The 17,348-nt window shown below is 54.9% G+C and carries 13 protein-coding genes, 2 tRNA genes and 1 pseudogene; 4 read left to right on the forward strand and 12 right to left on the reverse strand.

Going from position 1 to position 17,348, the window contains the following annotated elements; genetic code table 11:
- Positions 1 to 7: 7 nt before the first annotated feature.
- Positions 8 to 83, reverse strand: a tRNA-Asn gene (locus tag USH94_RS21175).
- Positions 84 to 403: 320 nt separating this feature from the next.
- On the opposite strand from USH94_RS21175, the gene nac reads away from it, so the two are divergent.
- Positions 404 to 1,321 carry a nitrogen assimilation transcriptional regulator NAC gene (gene nac, locus USH94_RS21180; RefSeq protein WP_111966053.1) on the forward strand — a complete coding sequence of 306 codons (918 nt, stop codon included), beginning with the start codon at positions 404 to 406 and terminating at the stop codon, positions 1,319 to 1,321.
- A gap of 96 nt (positions 1,322 to 1,417) precedes the next feature.
- The gene (gene cbl, locus USH94_RS21185) at positions 1,418 to 2,368 is read left to right on the forward strand and encodes an HTH-type transcriptional regulator Cbl (RefSeq protein WP_111966052.1); all 951 of its coding nucleotides are present in this window, start codon (positions 1,418 to 1,420) and stop codon (positions 2,366 to 2,368) included.
- Positions 2,369 to 2,417: 49 nt separating this feature from the next.
- Here the strand turns inward: cbl and USH94_RS21190 are convergent.
- The 3 genes and pseudogenes from USH94_RS21190 to USH94_RS21200 all read right to left on the reverse strand — a co-directional run.
- Positions 2,418 to 2,684, reverse strand: a pseudogene (locus tag USH94_RS21190) (glutathione S-transferase); the annotation flags it as partial.
- A 19-nt stretch (positions 2,685 to 2,703) separates the two neighbouring features.
- Positions 2,704 to 3,585, reverse strand: coding sequence for a nucleoside-specific channel-forming protein Tsx (locus USH94_RS21195; RefSeq protein ID WP_111966051.1), 882 nt, complete (start codon positions 3,583 to 3,585; stop codon positions 2,704 to 2,706).
- A 194-nt stretch (positions 3,586 to 3,779) separates the two neighbouring features.
- Positions 3,780 to 5,333 carry a bifunctional metallophosphatase/5'-nucleotidase gene (locus USH94_RS21200; protein WP_111966050.1) on the reverse strand — a complete coding sequence of 518 codons (1,554 nt, stop codon included), beginning with the start codon at positions 5,331 to 5,333 and terminating at the stop codon, positions 3,780 to 3,782.
- Between the two features lie 132 nt (positions 5,334 to 5,465).
- On the opposite strand from USH94_RS21200, the gene USH94_RS21205 reads away from it, so the two are divergent.
- Positions 5,466 to 6,599, forward strand: a complete 1,134-nt coding sequence (locus USH94_RS21205; protein WP_111966049.1) for a cytoplasmic protein — start codon at positions 5,466 to 5,468, stop codon at positions 6,597 to 6,599.
- A gap of 130 nt (positions 6,600 to 6,729) precedes the next feature.
- On the opposite strand, the gene USH94_RS21210 is transcribed toward USH94_RS21205, so the two are convergent.
- Both USH94_RS21210 and USH94_RS21215 read right to left on the reverse strand, forming a co-directional pair.
- Positions 6,730 to 7,227, reverse strand: coding sequence for a hypothetical protein (locus USH94_RS21210; RefSeq protein ID WP_249576422.1), 498 nt, complete (start codon positions 7,225 to 7,227; stop codon positions 6,730 to 6,732).
- A 249-nt stretch (positions 7,228 to 7,476) separates the two neighbouring features.
- Positions 7,477 to 8,397 carry a LysR family transcriptional regulator gene (locus USH94_RS21215; protein WP_111966048.1) on the reverse strand — a complete coding sequence of 307 codons (921 nt, stop codon included), beginning with the start codon at positions 8,395 to 8,397 and terminating at the stop codon, positions 7,477 to 7,479.
- Positions 8,398 to 8,538: 141 nt separating this feature from the next.
- On the opposite strand from USH94_RS21215, the gene USH94_RS21220 reads away from it, so the two are divergent.
- A complete protein-coding gene (locus USH94_RS21220; RefSeq protein ID WP_111966047.1) occupies positions 8,539 to 8,928 on the forward strand; it encodes a RidA family protein in 390 nt (129 codons plus the stop codon).
- A 192-nt stretch (positions 8,929 to 9,120) separates the two neighbouring features.
- Here USH94_RS21220 and USH94_RS21225 read toward each other — a convergent pair.
- The 6 genes from USH94_RS21225 to USH94_RS21250 form a co-directional block, all read right to left on the reverse strand.
- Positions 9,121 to 9,196, reverse strand: a tRNA-Asn gene (locus USH94_RS21225).
- 164 nt (positions 9,197 to 9,360) lie between these two features.
- Positions 9,361 to 11,550 carry a TonB-dependent siderophore receptor gene (locus USH94_RS21230; RefSeq protein WP_111966046.1) on the reverse strand — a complete coding sequence of 730 codons (2,190 nt, stop codon included), beginning with the start codon at positions 11,548 to 11,550 and terminating at the stop codon, positions 9,361 to 9,363.
- A gap of 26 nt (positions 11,551 to 11,576) precedes the next feature.
- Positions 11,577 to 12,902, reverse strand: a complete 1,326-nt coding sequence (locus USH94_RS21235; RefSeq protein WP_111966045.1) for a lysine N(6)-hydroxylase/L-ornithine N(5)-oxygenase family protein — start codon at positions 12,900 to 12,902, stop codon at positions 11,577 to 11,579.
- Entirely contained in the window at positions 12,899 to 14,641 is a 1,743-nt protein-coding gene (gene iucC / locus USH94_RS21240; RefSeq protein WP_111966044.1) for an IucA/IucC family protein, read from the reverse strand. Before iucC ends, USH94_RS21235 begins: the two co-directional genes overlap by 4 nt.
- Complete coding sequence (locus USH94_RS21245; RefSeq protein WP_111966043.1) at positions 14,638 to 15,585, reverse strand: GNAT family N-acetyltransferase; 948 nt, start codon at positions 15,583 to 15,585, stop codon at positions 14,638 to 14,640. The genes iucC and USH94_RS21245 overlap by 4 nt, the downstream gene beginning before the upstream one ends.
- A complete protein-coding gene (locus tag USH94_RS21250) occupies positions 15,585 to 17,327 on the reverse strand; it encodes an IucA/IucC family protein (RefSeq protein ID WP_111966042.1) in 1,743 nt (580 codons plus the stop codon). Before USH94_RS21250 ends, USH94_RS21245 begins: the two co-directional genes overlap by 1 nt.
- Positions 17,328 to 17,348 lie beyond the last annotated feature (21 nt).

Raw genomic sequence — 17,348 nt, forward strand, 5'->3', positions numbered from 1 at the left:
TCAAATTTGGCTCCTCTGACTGGACTCGAACCAGTGACATACGGATTAACAGTCCGCCGTTCTACCGACTGAACTACAGAGGAATCGTGTGAACGGGGCGCATATTATCGACCTGCGCTCGCCTTGTCAAAGGGTGGATCTACGCCTTTTGATCGTTTGCTGACAAAATCGGCAAAGTGATGTTTTTGGCAGCGGAATGCACCGTCATGGTGCGGGTATACCCCTAATGGGGCAGATCATAAACTGCTGTTTCGGTAATAAAACCCCCCTCCATGATTAGGTTTCCTTATTTTCAGGCGTTTAGCGCCCAATTCAGACCGCCTGGTAAAAGTGGCATTCATATTGCAAAACCTGTTCAACAACGACAGCCGGTTCCGGCACAGCATTTCGAACAGGGGGCAAAATGAACTTAAGACGACTGAAATACTTCGTAAAAATCGTCGATATCGGCAGCCTGACTCAAGCGGCAGAAGTGCTGCATATCGCGCAGCCTGCGCTGAGCCAGCAGGTGGCTACTCTGGAAGGCGAGATGGATCAGCAGCTACTGATTCGTACCAAACGCGGCGTTACGCCAACGGAAGCAGGCAAAATCCTCTATACCCACGCGCGCACCATTCTTCGTCAGTGTGAACAGGCGCAGCTGGCGGTGAACAACGTAGGCCAGACACTGAGCGGGCACGTTTCAATCGGCCTGGCGCCGGGAACGGCTGCGTCCTCTATTACCATGCCGCTGCTGCAGGCCGTCCGCGCTGAGCTGCCTGAAGTTCTGGTCTATCTGCACGAAAACAGCGGTTCCGTACTGAATGAAAAACTGCTCAACGGCCAGCTGGATATGGCGGTTCTTTACGATCGCTCCCCGGTCGCCGGGATCACCAGCCAGCCGCTGCTGAAAGAAGATCTCTACCTCGTGGGCACCCGCGACTGTCCGGGTCAGAGCGTAGACCTTACCGCCGTGGCAGAGATGAACCTCTATCTGCCGCGCGACTACAGCGCCGTGCGCGTGCGCGTGGACGAAGCGTTCTCCCTGCGCCGCCTGACGGCCAAAATCATCGGTGAAATTGACTCAATCTCCACGCTCACCGCAGCCATTGCCAGCGGGATGGGGGTGACCGTGCTGCCGGAATCCGCAGCCCGCTCGCTGTGCAGCGCGGCAAACGGCTGGATGGCGCGGATCACCACGCCTTCCATGAGCCTGCCGCTGTCGCTGAACATGTCTGCTCGCGGTTCGCTGTCGCCGCAGGCGCAGGCGGTAAAAGAAATTTTGATGTCGCTGGTAAGCAAGCCGTCGCTTGAGAACCGTGAACTCCAGCTCGTGAGCTGATATTCCATAAAAGCATAAGATGCTGGTTTTTATTATTTGTTCTGCAGCGCGACAGACTCTAACAATAGAGCTATGTCAGATGCGCCGGAGTGAATCGTGAATTTCCAGCAACTTAAAATCATCCGTGAGGCGGCCAGGCGGGACTACAACCTGACCGAGGTCGCCAATATGCTTTATACCTCTCAGTCCGGCGTCAGCCGCCATATCCGCGAGCTGGAAGAGGAACTGGGCATAGAGATCTTTATCCGTCGCGGCAAGCGGCTGCTCGGCATGACGGAGCCGGGTAAGGCTTTGCTCACCATCGCAGAGCGGATCCTCAACGAGGCCAGCAACGTGCGTCGCCTGGCGGATCTCTTCACTAACGACGCCTCGGGCGTGCTCACTATTGCCACCACCCACACCCAGGCGCGCTACAGCCTGCCGCCGGTGATTAAAGCGTTCCGCGAACTTTTCCCTGACGTCCGTCTGGAGCTTATTCAGGGCACGCCGCAGGAAATTGAAGTGCTGCTGCAAAACGGTGGGGCGGATATCGGCATTGCCAGCGAACGCCTGAGCAACGACCCGCTGCTGGTGGCGTTCCCCTGGTTCCGCTGGTACCACAGCTTATTACTCCCGGTCGATCATCCGCTGAATCAGGTCTCTCCCCTGACGCTGGAAGACGTTGCGAAATGGCCGCTCATTACCTACCGCCAGGGGATCACCGGACGCTCGCGTATTGATGAAGCCTTCAACCGTAAAGGATTAACGCCGGACATCGTGCTGAGCGCGCAGGATTCTGACGTGATCAAAACCTACGTTGAGCTGGGGCTGGGCATTGGGCTGGTGGCGGAACAGTCCAGCGGAGAACGCGAAGACGGTAACCTGGTGCGTCTTGATACGCGTCATCTGTTTGACGCCAACACCGTATGGCTTGGCCTGAAGCGCGGACAGCTGCAGCGCAACTATGTGTGGCGCTTTATCGAGCTGTGCAATGCCGGGCTGTCGGTGGATGAGATTAAACGTCAGGTCATGGAGCCGGAAGAAGTGGCGATTGATTATCAGATTTAGGTGCTGGTTTGCCCGGTGGCGCTGCGCTGACCGGGCTAGTCACTTTCTTGAACGGATATTTTCTAAAGACCGCCTGTGATTCGAATGATTCGGCAACCGCCTGAACCTCTCTAAAATCCTCTGCGTTAACAACGTGCGGGATCATCGACTGAATAAACGTCCAGACAACCGTGCTGGTAATGGCCACCTGATTGGGCACTGTGGTGACCGGACGTGCCTTCAGTAATCTATTCCATTCCCTGCAGGCCGCCAGCAGCTGGGTTGTAATGCGTTCGACCCATGAATCGTGCTGCTTTTCCGGCGGGCGAAGATTGTGTTACCCCTTGATGCTATATTTAAAAGGCGTAGCCAACAGTTAAATAGTATGCCCATCCCGTTGAGTCTATAGAGATGATGTCTCCGTCGCTGCTAAATGCTTTGCTACCTTCGTCAAATTGTCCACCATGATAGAAATAGCGAAGTGTCGCGCCATAGTTCCAGTGGGGATAAACTAAGCTGAGTACGTTGGTGGAAACAATAGAGCTATTGGTACGGGAGTAAAACTTCTGCTCACCGCCTGACTCGTCTTTAAGGTCTGAACCAAAATCAAAATTGGTAAAGCCGACGTAATTTAGTTTTCCACCAAATATTGTTGTAATTGGGATGACATATTTGACTTTGAAGCGATATCCATCCCATTCGTTTTCGTTGGCTGCATTATAGTTGTTTCCTTGATATTTGGCATAGATGTTTGCAGATAACGTCATCGGTAGCCCAGTATCAATATCGGTTCCTATCCCCATATACCATGTGCTCTGACGTTGTCCTGAATTCGTTCCTGCGTCATAGATATAGTTGTGGGCAAAATACCATTCTTTGAATGGACCAAAACTTAAGTCGATTCCCGTCAACTTGTCGATGCTAAAACGCGGTTCTATCTCCGTAAAAAATGGAGAGCCATTATCCCAAATGCCGATATCATTATCATTGCCCATACCAAAAAACTTAGGTAAGTCCGCATAGCCATAGAAATCAAACCAATCTACATGTGTCCACGCACGATACTCGGGATATAAATCCGCTCTTTTTAGTGGCCCAAAACGAGTTGAGTTACTCCCTACGATATTAATACTTTGATGCCACCAGTCTGATAGATATTCGTTATTCCCGACGTCTGCCAATGCTACCGTGGGTAAAAGCATAAATGCGCCTGATAATATAATTTTTACTTTTTTCATATGTAGGGATTCCTTCCACAGAGATTTATTAATTAAGACTCTTTATCTTATTGAAACTACTTAGCTGCGCTTACATCTACCACTCTCATTTAAAGATTGGGTTTCAATGGGTTATCCCTTTAAAAAAGCAATGGTTTAAATAAGGGTTCATGTAAATGTATGAACCCTTTTAATATGCACAGTCGAATAAACTATTATTTTTTCACATCAACAACGCGCATGCCTTTGAGCTGTTCATCCGTGATGTTATTGCCTGCCTTGAAGTAATCGATTACAGCATTAGAAACGTAGTAACCGCCTGTTGTATTGCGCGATTTACCTTCGGTAAAGGTAGTAAAACCATCACCGCCGTCAGCAAGGAAGCTCTGGGTGGCAATGTGGTAAACTATCGCATCCTCAATCGGCTTGCCATTAAGGGTTAATGCGACGACCCGCTGATCGATTGGTTTACTGCTGTCATACCTCATCTCCACGCCTTTCGATACCTGCAAGACACCATTGCTTAAGCTTGCGGCATGTTCCATCAAAGTACGTAACTGTTTACCCGTGAGATCCATCGTGGTCAGTTCGTTAGGGAATGGGAACGTACTAATGACGCCGCCTATTGTAATCGCACCAGACGGGATTTCATTACGAATACCCCCCGAGTTGGTTAAGGCGAGCTGCGTATTTTTACCTGCTGCTGCCAGCAAAGCATCCGCAGCCAGATTACCCAGAGAGGCTGATTCACCATACGCACGCGTCAATTCTACCGGAGACTGCGCCACCGTTTTTTGAACCTCTTGATCAAGTTTCTTATTCCAGCCGTCGATTACTTGTTTCGTCTGCGGGTCGGGCTTCCATTCATCCGCATAAATAGTTTTAAGTTCAAATTTTTTCACCGTAAACTGATGCGGCTTCGTATAATCCAGTACCAGTTTCCCCACATCAATGCCGCCGCTGTCGGTCGAGAGGATAAGCGTCTTGCCTACTTTGATCGGTTCCGGCGTACCAACATGGGCATGTCCCGTAATCAGAATGTCCAGACCTTTCACCTGACTTGCCGTTTGAATATCTTTATCCAGGGCACGGCGTACGTCGGTTACCCCCATGCTGGACTGGCGCGCCGGCGTGCCTTCATGAACCAGCAATAAGGTTAAGTCGACTTTTCCTTTCAGTTCATCGAGATAGCTCTGTAGCCACTTAATTTCATCCCGAGCTTCAATACCTACGCGCGTTGCCGCAGAAACGGTATCATTGAAGGCAAAGACGCCGTGCAAACCAATGACGCCTATTTTTACGCCATCTTTTTCGATGATAGTATAGGGCTTATCCCAGAATAATTTGTTGCTGTCCTGATAGAATATATTGCCCTGTACAATAGGGAATTTCGCCTGGCTTAGCTGTAATAACGTGTTATCCCAGCCATGATCAAATTCATGATTACCCATCGTGACAGCATCAAACGACATAGTATTCATAATATCAATAATAGCCTTTCCCTTCGTTAAGCTACTGATATAAGGCCCCGTAAAATAGTCACCCGCATCAAAAAACCATGTTGCTTTACTTTTTTGTTTTTCCTCTTTTACCAGGGTAGTGATATTAGCCCAACCCCCAACATCACGTTTACCTTCCGCGATCCATGGGACTTTATAAGGTTCCACATGCGCGTGGAGATCGTTGGTGTAAATAAGGGTGATATCCCTGGCGCAGGACCAAAATGGTAACGCCAACAAAATACCTGCGGTAATCGCTTTTATATTCATAACCTGTTCCTTTCAGTTATATAAAGATGCGTTACTTTACATTCTGAAAGGGTTTATTATGCGAGTCTGCTCACACAATTAGTCTGAGGAGATGAGGCAAAATCAGCGACCTCTTGAAATCGTTGGTGACGCATATTGGCTCAATTTACGATTAATACCTGCAAATCGTTTGGTTGCCGAAATTTAGGGCTACCCATATCAGCCTCTGCAGACTACAGCTGGCCAGACTACAGGCTGGGATTTCCGGCATTACACTGTCGGGCATGCGGGAGTTATCCCCCGCTTTTTGATGAGCAACACTTTAATGAATGGTTGTCTGCGCACTTACGCGCCTATGCTTCAGAAAACGGTTATTTTTGTCCTGAATGTTATAGGCAAGAAATTATTTGTTATGGTTATAACCCGCAGGGAACACAGCGCGTTCAGTGCCGAATTTGCAGGAAAGTCTGGACACCCAAACAGCAAAAACAAAGAAAAAGAAAAAGAGTAACCCCTGCATGCATTGAAACGGTTCCACTTATTGTGCCGTTCCAGGGAAGTTGTGCAGAACAGAAACTGTATGTTCTGCTTAGCTTCGATGCTGACAGTGGTCATATTCTTCATATTTCCACAAATTTTACTCAGCATGATATTGGTGAGACTCTGCGTTATCGCTGGCGAGGGAAGCGTGAGCCCGATCTGTATCAACATGATATTGTCAGTCGTGTTGATATGCGTGAAATGCAATTTCTACGTCGGAGCCAGTTTGATGAAATTCAATATGGCAGTGCGGCCCTCAAGCGTAATGCCAGAGGTGCGATACTGCGTCCCGTCATCGCCGCTCACGGGCATTTTCGCGTGCTGAACATCCTTTTTCCTGAGGTAAAAATGCACGTTTTTTCACACGAATGCTTTCTTCGTGGAGCCGCCATTACCGCCTGGGCAGATCTGTTTCGCGAGCGGCAAGGTGAGCTTTGGTTTATAGAAGAGGAGATCAATGAGGAGGAGTGCGATATACCCTGGACTTTTCAGCGAACAACACAGCACGGCTGGTGGCAAACTCAGTGGCAGCTTTGGAGGCAGGGCAAAAATTTCAAGATGGTTTGCCCGTTAACCGGTGGTGATATCAATAATGCTAAAATGCTCTCTTTAACGGCCAGCAGGCACTTTATCGATTGGCTATACAAACAAACGAATTTTACCCATAGTGCCAAACTATCTGCAGGTCGTGTAACGCAGGTTCTTCTTTCCCTGATGCATGACTATAACGATAAAATTGCGGGATAGGTTCTCAATACGTGGTCTATTTCGTCAAGGGTTCATGTAGATACATGAACCCTTTTAATTTATGCAGAGAAGTCAATTGTTTATAAAAGTCTGATGATCAATTGCATCTATTTATTATAATTATACTTTTTTACAAATTTGCATGAATGGATGCCGTAGTGATTACGTCAGTAAGCTCCGTTTCGTTAAACAATCTTGCACGATAGGCCTCCCCAGGGAATTGAGGCGCACCATCAGGTAAAGAAATTACATCGTAGATAGTTGCAATCATATTACCATTCACATCGCTAATAAAGAATGAACGAGCGTGGCAGGTAAAAATAGCGAAGTAATCATCATGGTCAAAAACGCCACCCATAAAATCAGTCCACTGGACGATAGGTTTTGTGGGCAGTTCAATCGGTGCATGAATTTCCACAGCTGTTTTGGCAGCTAAGTCTACTGCATAGAAAAGAATGCGAGCCGGAGGTGTTGAATAAGCATCGCTTGTTGCATTGTCATTCATCGGACGAATAACAGGATTTTCATTTGCATCAAGACAAGATCGATTATCAAAGACAGATAAAACGAATTTTCCTACTGTCGGGTCGATATATTCTGCAAATGCACTATTATTCGTGATGCACACAGTGTGAGCATCATTTTTAGCAATGGAATATATAAGAGGAACCAGTAGGAGAGGGGATATTACGGTAGCACGGTAATTAACGGATTCAGTAAAGAAAGTATGCTGTAACCGTGACGCTCTGGCCTTCAGCGTTCGTGGTCTTACCCGAGATGATTTCGCTCCGGTGGCAGAGCGGGGAAGTGATTTTTATTTGGTGACGGCAGGAGATAAAACAATATTCAGAAAAGCGTATCAGAGGCTGGGATATTGCTACTTATTATTGGAATTTGGGACATGCTGCTGCATCAATTCAACGATCCAATCAATAAAAACGCGCAGTCTGGCGTTGACATGGCGGTTAGGCGGAAATGCCAGGTACAGGGGCATTGGCTTAATACGCCAGTCTTCAAATAGCGGAATTAAAGAGCCAGCAGTCTGATGCGCTGCCGCCATATAGACGGGGAGCGCAATCACGCCTAATCCCGCTAGCCCAGCCTCGAGGTAGGCGTTGCCATCATCCACGGCAAGTACATAGTTGCCCGTGATTTCAATATGTTCACTCTCATCGTGCAGTACCAGAGGATCAATCTTACCGGTGCGTGAGGACAAGAATCCCACTATGCGATGGTCGGTGTTTTCCAGCTCTCGCGGGTGCGCAGGGGCGCCGAGGCGTTCCACATAGCTCGGTGCGACGTAAACACCGATTTGCAAATCACCGACATGGCGTGCGATCAGGGACTGGTCGTTGATTTCGCCGCCCCGAACGACACAATCCACGTTGTCGCCGATCAGATCCACCGCCCGGTCACTCACGCCCATGTCGAACTGGATATCAGGGTAGCGCGCGTGAAAAGCCGGTAGCGCCGGCACCAGCACCAGGCGGGCGAGAGGCGTCGGCACATCTACCCGCAGGCGTCCCCTGGGCGTCATCGTCGCACTGGACAGGCTGTTTTCAGCATCTTCCATGTCCGCCAGCAGGCGGATGACGCGCTCGTAGTAGACCGCGCCATCAGGAGTAACGCCAAGCCTGCGAGTGGTGCGATGGAGCAAATTTACGCGCAGGCGCGCTTCCAGCTGCTGAATGAGCTGCGTCACCGTGGTTTTGCTCATATGAAGCGTTTGGGCAGCCTTTGTGAAGCTACCTGCCTCCACCACGCGAGCAAAGGCGCGCATCGCGTCGAAACGATCCATTCCTTATCCTCTCTTTTCACCGATTGTTTGGATATTACAAACAATGATGGACAAAGTCGCTTGTTTATCCGCCCGAACCCGCACCTGTAAAGTGTCTTTATGTTCAACGGGCTGATTTCGCCCTATTGCAAAGGAACAAACATGACAACACGCGAAGCTGTTTTTCCCCTCGGACGCCAGGCGCTCTATGAGCGCAATCGGTATTCACCGGCCATTAAATCCAACGGTTTCTTGTTCGTTTCGGGGCAGGTGGGTAGTCGCGAGGATGGTTCGCCTGAGCCCGATCTGAAAGCGCAGGTCAGGCTGGCCTTCGATAATCTTATTGCTGTCCTCGCGGCTGCGGGCTGCACGTTCGATGACGTGGTTGACGTGACCCTCTTTGTCGTCGATCCCGAGTCAAACCTCGACGCTATCTGGAGTATTCTGCCTGAATATTGGGGAGAAGCGCCTTACCCTACGCTGACCGGGGTCGGCGTGACGTGGCTGTACGGGTTCCAGTTTGAAATTAAGGTGATTGCCAGGCTGCCCTGAGTATTACTGGTCTTTCCGCCAGTCGAAAATAAGACAGAGGAAAAATGATGAGAGCAGCGGTTTACTGCCCGGAGGCGCTGCGCTTACCGTGCCCTAGGGTCCCGTAGGCCGGGTAAGGCGAAGCCGCCACCCGACAAATTTTCCGAACGCAGAAAAGCAAAAAGCCTGCTTTAAAAGCAGGCTTTTCAAATTTGGCTCCTCTGACTGGACTCGAACCAGTGACATACGGATTAACAGTCCGCCGTTCTACCGACTGAACTACAGAGGAATCGTGTGAACGAGGCGCATAGTAACGACCTCGGTACGCCTTGTCAAAGGGTGAAAACGCACTTTTTGTTCGTTTGCCGACAATTTCAGCAAATCGCTGATTTTATAGTAAATTTGCGTTGAAATTACACAGCAAAATGCGCCGCCCGCAGGCGGCGCGCAGGATCAGAAGAGTACGGAGTAGTTCAGACCAAACGTCCGTCCGCGGCCTTTATAGGTATACAGGCCCGGTGCACCGTAGGTTGGGCTATACAGCCCCGGCGCGCGCTGGCCCCAGGCGGTGGTGTAGTCTTTGTCCAGCAGGTTCTCCACGCTGAAGCTGACTTTACCCACCGGCAGGGCGTAGCTGCCCAGGAAGTCGACCGTGTTATAGCCATCAATCTTCTTGCCGTCGGAGTCTGACACGTCAAAGGTCTGTGTGCTCTGCACGCGCAGGGTCCAGTCGCCCGGCGCCCAGTTGACCCACGCGCTGGCTTTCGACGGGCTGGCGCTGTCTACCGTCAGCTTCTCCCATTTCCCGTTTTCGCGGGTTTCTGACTTGATGGCGTTAAAGTTCGCGCCCGTGCTCCAGTCGCTGTCGGTGAAGAAATAGTCCACCTGACCTTCCACCCCGTAGATACGACGCTTGTCATCTTCCAGGTTGATGGTCATATCCGTCTTGTTGATGGTGATGGTTTTATCCGAGAGCGAGTAATACGCCGCAACCTGCGTGCGCAGGTTATCGCCGGTGTAGCGCCAGCCCAGCTCATAAGCGTTGACCTTGATACCGTCCAGCTTCGAGTCGTTGACGTTGACGCTGTTCAGCAGGCGATAGTGACCGTTGTTGAGCTGATAGGTGCCGGAGCCGTAGTACTTCGCCAGGTCCGGAATTTCGAAGCCCTGGGAGAAGTTAAACCACAGCTGCTGCTGTTCGGTCAGGCGACCGAGGATCCCGGCGTTAAACAGGAAGTTGTTGTAATCGGTTTTACCGCCCGGCACCGCGTCGGCGGAGGCTGCTTTCCCGGTGGCGATGGCCTGCTGCTGGGTGTAACCGACAAAATCGTCTACCTTGTTCTCGGTGTACTGGTAGCGCACGCCGCCGCTCAGGGTGATGGCGTCAATGTCATAGCTGGCCTGCAGGAACGGGGCGAGGTTGGTGATGCTGTAGCCCGGATAGCGACCCACGTTGTAGGCGTTATCCAGCTCCATGCCGCCGCTCGCCGCGGCCTTGCTCAGGTTAAAGAACTGCTGGTTGGCGTCGAAGGTTTCGTGGTCGGCATCCACACCCCAGGTCAGCGTTAAATCGTCCACCGGCTTGCTGTTCAGCGTCAGCTTGCCGCCGTAAAAATCGGTTTTCTGCTGCGACGCGCCGATGCTGCTCACCACGCCTTTGGTCAGGGTCGGGAACGGATAGTAGGTCAGGCTCTCGTCGCGATAGTAAATCTGCGCGACCAGATCCTGGCCCCAGAAGTCGGTATTGGAGTACTGCAGGTTGATCAGATGGCGCTCGGTACCCGGCACGCGGTCAGAGTCAAGGTTACCTTTGTTGTACGCGGTCGCATCCCCCGTTACCGCCGAGAAGTTCTTCCCAAGATACAGCCCATGCTTGCCGTCGGACTCGCTCTTGTAGTACTGGGTAGTCAGCTGCAGCTGCTGGTGATCGTCGATGTTAATGGTGCCTGTGCCCATCACGTCGATACGGTCAGAATACTGTAAGCCGGTCTGGGTGTTATCAATGATCACCTCGTTGCCGTTGCCGTCATACCAGCCGCCGTAGCGCTGATACGACACCGACAGACGACCGGACGCGTTATCGTTGCCGCCGCTGACCGCTGCCGACACGTTCTCATCGTGGTCGTTATGGCTGTTAAACCCGCTCTTTGTCCCGGTCTGGAACTCGACCTCGGTCTCCGGCTGGCCCTTTTTGGTGACGATGTTCACCAGGCCGCCGGTGCTGCCGCCGCCGTAGAGTGACGTGGCGCCGGAGATGACTTCGATACGGTCAATGTTGAACGGATCGATAGAGTCCAGCTGGCGGCTGTCGCTGCGGGACGAGTTCAGGCGTACGCCGTCCACCATCACCATCATGGAGCGGCCGCGCAGGTTCATACCGTAGTTGGTACGCCCCTGGCTGCTGACGTCCATGCCCGGGATCAGCTGTGCCAGCACCTCTTTAATCTCTTTCCCGCCCTGAACCTGCTGTTCAATTTCAGCCCGCTCAATGACCCAGGTGGTCTGCGCCATCTCCGCCACGCTGCGGTGCGCGCGGCTGGCGGAGACAACGATATTTTCTTCCTTTTGTTCTTCCGCCCACGCAGAGGTAGAAAGCATTGCAAGCAAGCAAGGATTTAAAACCCAAAGATGAGAACGTTTCATTGTTATGTTGACCCTGATTGTGTGTGTCAGTACTCGGTGGTTTTTGCTAAGGATTTAAAAACCTGACTGTTCTCCGGGCTGGTGGTGCTTCGCCAGTGGATAACGCCAGGGGTGGTAGCCAGCTCAAACGGCTCGTCGCCGTGCGCGCGATTCAAAATTCGCGCCGCACGCCAGGCCATCAGGCTGAGCTGGGGTTCGGCAATGCCGAGACGGTGCATCCCGGCATTCACGGCAAACAGGCGGTTGCTCTGCGGGCCGTCCCATTCGAGGGTGAAATCGTTGTTGATGCAGAAGGCTTCGCCCGTATCCAGATGCAGGCGGTGAGACAGCGGCGCGAGGAACGCAGGCTGCACGGCGCGATAGCCGGTGGCGAAGATCGTCACGTCGCTCTCCAGCTGCTCGCGGCCGCCGTCAAGGTGATGCTTTATGCTCAGGCGTTGTCCGTTTTCCAGGCGCGTCAGGGCCGTCACCGAGCGGGACGGCATCAGGTGCGCCCAGGGTTTTTCACGCAGCACTTCAAAGCGGTGGTACATGGCGCGGTAAATCGCTAGCAGGGACTCGGTGGTGATGCCGTCGGAGGTCATTTTCTGCTCGTGCAGCATCTGACGACGCGCCTCCTCATCGAGCGTAGAGAAGCTGTCCACGTACTCCGGCGTGAAATACTCGTTAGCAAAGGCGGCTTCATCCAGAGCGTTGTAGTTGTTGCGGCGCGAGACCCAGTTCAGGCTCAGCGGCTGGCCCCATTCGCCACGGAAAATATTCAGGAACAGGTCGGCGCCGCTCTGGCCGCCGCCGACGACGGTAACGCGCTTGCCCGTAAGGTCCGGCGTGCGCAGCATCATCTCGCTGGCGTGGAAGCAGGTATCGTCCTGCGTCGTGACGCAGTCCGGCAGGTTAATCTGTTTGCCAATCCCCACGCAGACGTGGCGCGCCAGGAAGCGGTCGCGCTGGGTCACCACCTCAAACAGGCCGCTTTTCTCATCAAAGTTCACCTGCTGCACCTGCTGGCTGAAGGCAAGGTTGGTGAGGTTGTCTGCCGCCCAGCACAGGTAGTCCGCAAACTCTTCGCGGGAGACGGTGCGCTGCTCGGTGGTCAGGAAGCGGTAGAACTTTTTGCGCTGCACCAGGTAGTTCAGGAAGCTGTGGCGGTTGGTCGGCTCAACGGCGCTGACCAGATCCTTCAGGAAGCTGGTCTGCATGTGGCAGTCCGGCACCATCATTCCCGGGTGCCAGGAGAAGTGCGGTTTACGCTCGAGGAACAGCGAGCTAAAGCCGTCCAGCCCTTCCGCCAGCGCGGCGACGCTGAGGTTAAAAGGGCCGATACCAATGCCGATGAAATCATAGGTTTTCATTGCGCTGACTCCCTGGAGGCCAGAAAAAGAGGGTTGTCTAGGTCGGTGACGTAGTTCGGCAGCATGCGGCTGCCGCCGTCGTGTTCGGAGAAGGTCAGTTTGACCGGGTTGAGGATCACGCGAATAATCTGCGGCTTGAAGAGATCGAATTTGGCGAAGCGTTCCGCAAGCTCGGGGTGCGCGGCTATATAGCGGTGCAGAACCCCGGCGAGGAGCTGATAGAACCGCGTTTCGCTGACGCCGCTTTGCAGCGTGAGACGCGAGATAAAACGCAGCACCGTCACAAAGTTGCCGGTTTGCAGATCGTGGATGATGTAATCCGCGCTCAGGCGCGCCGTGACGGCCTTCACCTGTTCCGGCAGGCTCTGGGCCTGCGGGAAATCCTCGTCCACCAGGCGCATATCGCCCTGGAAATCCTTCAGCAGGATGCGCTGCGGGACATAATCCTTCATCACCAGCGTCACGTTCTGCCCGTGGGCGATCAGCGCCACTCCGTAGCGGCAGAGCAGGTGATAGAACGGGATCACCGTTGCCTCAAACATCTTTTCCAGCCACGCTTCGGCGCTTAACCCCGAGCGTTTAATCCACGCGTCGATCAGCGGGCGCCCGTTGTTGTCGGTTTCCATTAGCGCCGCCAGCAACAAAGCCTCTTCGCCATCCTGAAGATAACAGGATGGGTTCTCGCGCCAGATCACCCCCAGCATCTCCTGATAGCGATAGGGCGCTTTCGGCAGCGCCGCATAGCCCGGATGCGACAGGTATCCGGCGGCGGGTTCGCCAAGCACCTGCGCGCCAGAGCGCGCAAGCGTAGCGTCGCTGGCGAACTGCTGCTGCAGCCAGCGCGAGGCCAGCGGCCCGGCGGCAATGTATTTGCCGGGAATACCGCGATAGCAGGAGGTGTTGTAAATAGTCAGCGGAAGCTTGATGTCATACGGCGCGCGACGGCTGGCATTTGTGAGCGTGCGCAGGGACTGCTGGGCAAGATACTCGTCGCCAAATTCGCCCAGCTCAACCATCTCACCGCGCGCCAGCTGCGCCAGGAAATGAATGGCGATCTTCTGCTGCCACTGCCACGGGTGCAGCGGTACGGGCAGCCAGCCGTCGTTGAGACCCAGCGCCTGCCAGCGGGCGTCAAAGCGGGTGCGCTCGGCGTTGTCCATGGCGCTGGCCAGCAGGGCGCTGATATCGCAATCGACGTCGCTGCTCCAGACCAGATGCTCCCGCTGAACGGCAACCCAGTGCAGACGAAAACGTCCGCGGTACTCCGGCGCGTACTGGCGCAGCGCGTCCAGACCCCAGCCGCGGCGGCCTTTGTTGAAAATAAACTTCGGGTGGCCGCGCATCAGACACTGTAATTCGTCCGGGTCGAGGTGGATCAGCGCGTCCGCGTCCAGCGCTTCACGCGCCTGCAGCAGCTGTATGTCGCCTCGCAACGTGGCGTAGAGATCTTCCATGTGCTCCGCCGTTTGCGCGTCGCTCATCTCCAGCACCGCTGCCAGCTGCAGCAGCGCGCTTTCCGCCTCCACGGCGGCACCGCTGGCGGTAGTCAGGCTGTCCGGGTCGATATGCAGCCAGCCCCAGATCCCGCGCGCGGCGCAAAACTGCCAGGACTCGTTGCCCATGGTGATGCGCCAGGCGTCAGACGAAACTGGCTCGGCGCTCAGGGTGCGTTCATACTCCAGCTCGGCGAGGATCTTCGCCACCATCTCGCGGTTCACTTTCTCCCAGAGCGCGTTCACAGGCCCACCTCGCTGAAGAAGCGGTGACGCTGGCTCATGATGAGGCGCGAGCGCTTGTGCGGGAAGTCGAACTCTTTCACGGTGTCGAAACCGGCAGAGGCCAGATGGCGGAACAGGCGCTGGTTGTCGAAGCGCGGCTCGGCGACAATCCGCGCGGTGCGCGGTTCATCGAGATACAGATAGTGGCTCAGGCCGCGCAGCCAGCTGCGGATGTACTGCGCGCCGCGCCAGTTCTCTTCGCCCACCAGCATGTGCAGCCCGCGGTCAAACGGCTGCCAGCGATAGTGGCGGCCAATGCGGTCTTCCGGTGCCCAGTAGAGTTCAAAATAGCCGAACGGCTGGTCGTCGAAGCAGCCGATAACCGGGTAGCAGTAGGTCGAGTCAAGCTGGCGGCGCAGGTAGTTTTCCTGCTCAGCCTGCGAGCCCGCCATCTCCCAGAAGGCGTTCACGCGCGGGTTGTTCATCCAGCGGGTAAAACGCTCGCTGTCTAGCGCCACGTCGGCCACGCGGAAGCTGAGGGTGCGCTTAGTCTGCGGATCGTAACGGCGATACACTTCGCCCTGCGGGCGGCGAGGGCGCAGCGGGAAGTACAGCTGACGGCTCTCGTCAAACTGCATTCCGCCGCTCGCCTGCGGCCGTTCGCCTTTCAGCCACAGCGGCAGCTGCCAGAAGGCGTCGCGCGCCAGATAATCTCCGTGGGCCAGGCCGAACAGCGCCCGAGCCTGGGGTTCATCCTGCCAGTCCGCCCACGGCAACGTAACGCCGGTCAGCGCGGGGGCGGCAACAAACAGCTGATCCAGCGCTTGCACCAGCCAGCCGTCCGGGAGCCCCTTCAGACGCTCCAGCACCGCGCTGCCGTCGAGACCCAACGTCAGCGGCAGCGCGCGATCCGTTGCGGTGCAGCGAAAGCCGTAGCCGGAATGGACAATATTCGCGATGGCCATCACGCCTTCTCCTTGTAAAACGGGTTGCTAAAGTCGAAATAGATCACCGCCGGATCGGCGATGGTGTTTTCATTGCGATCGTGCAGGTAGCAGAAGAAGTTGCCTTTGCAGTTCCAGGTCGGGCTGTCGAGAACGTAGTCGAGGCAGCGGGTCTGCTTCGCCGTGCGGCGCAGTTGGGCCAGCGCAGCACGCACCCGGGACATCAGGCTCTCTTCGCTGTCGAAACCGGCGGCAGCGAGGGCGGCGGTTACGGCAAGGGTAGAGTTCAGCAGCAGGTAGTAAGGGAAGTAGCGCAGCAGCTGGCTCTCGCCGAAGCGGTTTTCCACCTCAGTTTCGCCAGCTTCTTTCAGCCACGCGTCGGCACTTTCGGTCCACGCGCTGCCCTGGCAGTCGCGGTAGATAAGTCCGATCGGGAAATCCTGCTGCATCTCAACGAGGATATTTTGCTGGTGCGCCAGCAGGACCAGGCCGTAGTCCGCCTCGGCGCTGAACAGCGGGATTAATACGCGGTCGCAATAGGCGTCCAGCCAGCAGCGGGCGGCCTGGGCGAGCGGTAAATCGAGACGCTGGCTCAGACGGCGCACCGCCGCGGCCAGCAGGCTGTCGCCGCCGTCCGGCGCGGCCTGCGTCAGGCTGACCAGCACGTTGGTCTGGGTGTCTGGCGTATCGAACAGCAGATTGACGCGCAGGGCCATCAGGCTCTCTTCCTGAATAGCGCCGCTTTCGTCGCGCAGCCCCGCCCAGCCGTCTTCCTGCATCACGCGCATGGTCGGGTAGCGTGCCTGTAAATCTTGCCAGCGTTCCGTTTTCGCCAGGCGCGCCAGGCGCATGCCGCGCTTAACTTCTTTGACCGACAGCGTGCGCACGGAGTTGGTCAGGCGCACGCTGAGGGAGAACTTAATCATGTCGCAGTTAGTTTCGCTGTACAGCGAGCGGGAGGAGCTGGTGGGCAGCCACTGTGCGCCCGCTTCACCCAGGTCCTGCAGTGAACCGTTTTCTGCCAGACGCTGGCACCAGTCCTGCTCCAGCAGATAGTCGGCCTGCCACGGATGCATGGGCAGCAGCCAGCGGGTGTCGGTGAAGTGGCTGAGCAGCTCGGGCGCGCTCTGGGCCGCGAAGCGCAGCAGACGTTCGCGCAGGGAGACGTTCAGGCTGTCGCCGGCAACGAGCGTGCTCTCAACGGCAAACCAGCGCAGCGGGAAGCGTGAGGCGAAATCGGGCAGGTAGCGGCGCGCCTCGGCTTCGTTAAACGGCTCGTGCGACTTTGGTGCCGGGTGAAACGCGTGGCCGACCAGCAGCGCCTGTTCCGCGTCGGCAAACGTCAGCGGCTTATCGCGCAGGGTTGCCCAGTTGTGGCGTAAATCGATCGCCTGCCAGGTGTGGGCATGGCTTTCGAGGACGCGCTGCTTAAAACGCGCCAGCGTGTCGGCATCCAGCGAGCCTTTTACGGATGGTTTTTCAAGAATTAAATCAACCAGTTGAGAGAATGTGACGGCGTCACTACTATCTAGGTTGCTCTGAATAAGCGTTGCCGGTAAACGGTACTGATGGTGCTGGGTGGGAGAGAAATAGCGTACCGGCACCCGAAGCGCCTGGGTCTGGGAAAGCGGGATATGGATCTCAGATAGCGCATCCGCATCGGTAGCGGGGAGATAGCGCCAGTCCTTCGTTTCGCGCAACAGGGCGTTTAAAAAACACTGGGCTGCAACGTCTGTACCGGCTGAGCGGGGCAGAGCACGCATAGATGTACCTCATTCCATGAT

It is taken from the genome of Enterobacter sp. 148H3 (assembly GCF_034107425.1).
Taxonomy (GTDB): domain Bacteria; phylum Pseudomonadota; class Gammaproteobacteria; order Enterobacterales; family Enterobacteriaceae; genus Enterobacter; species Enterobacter vonholyi.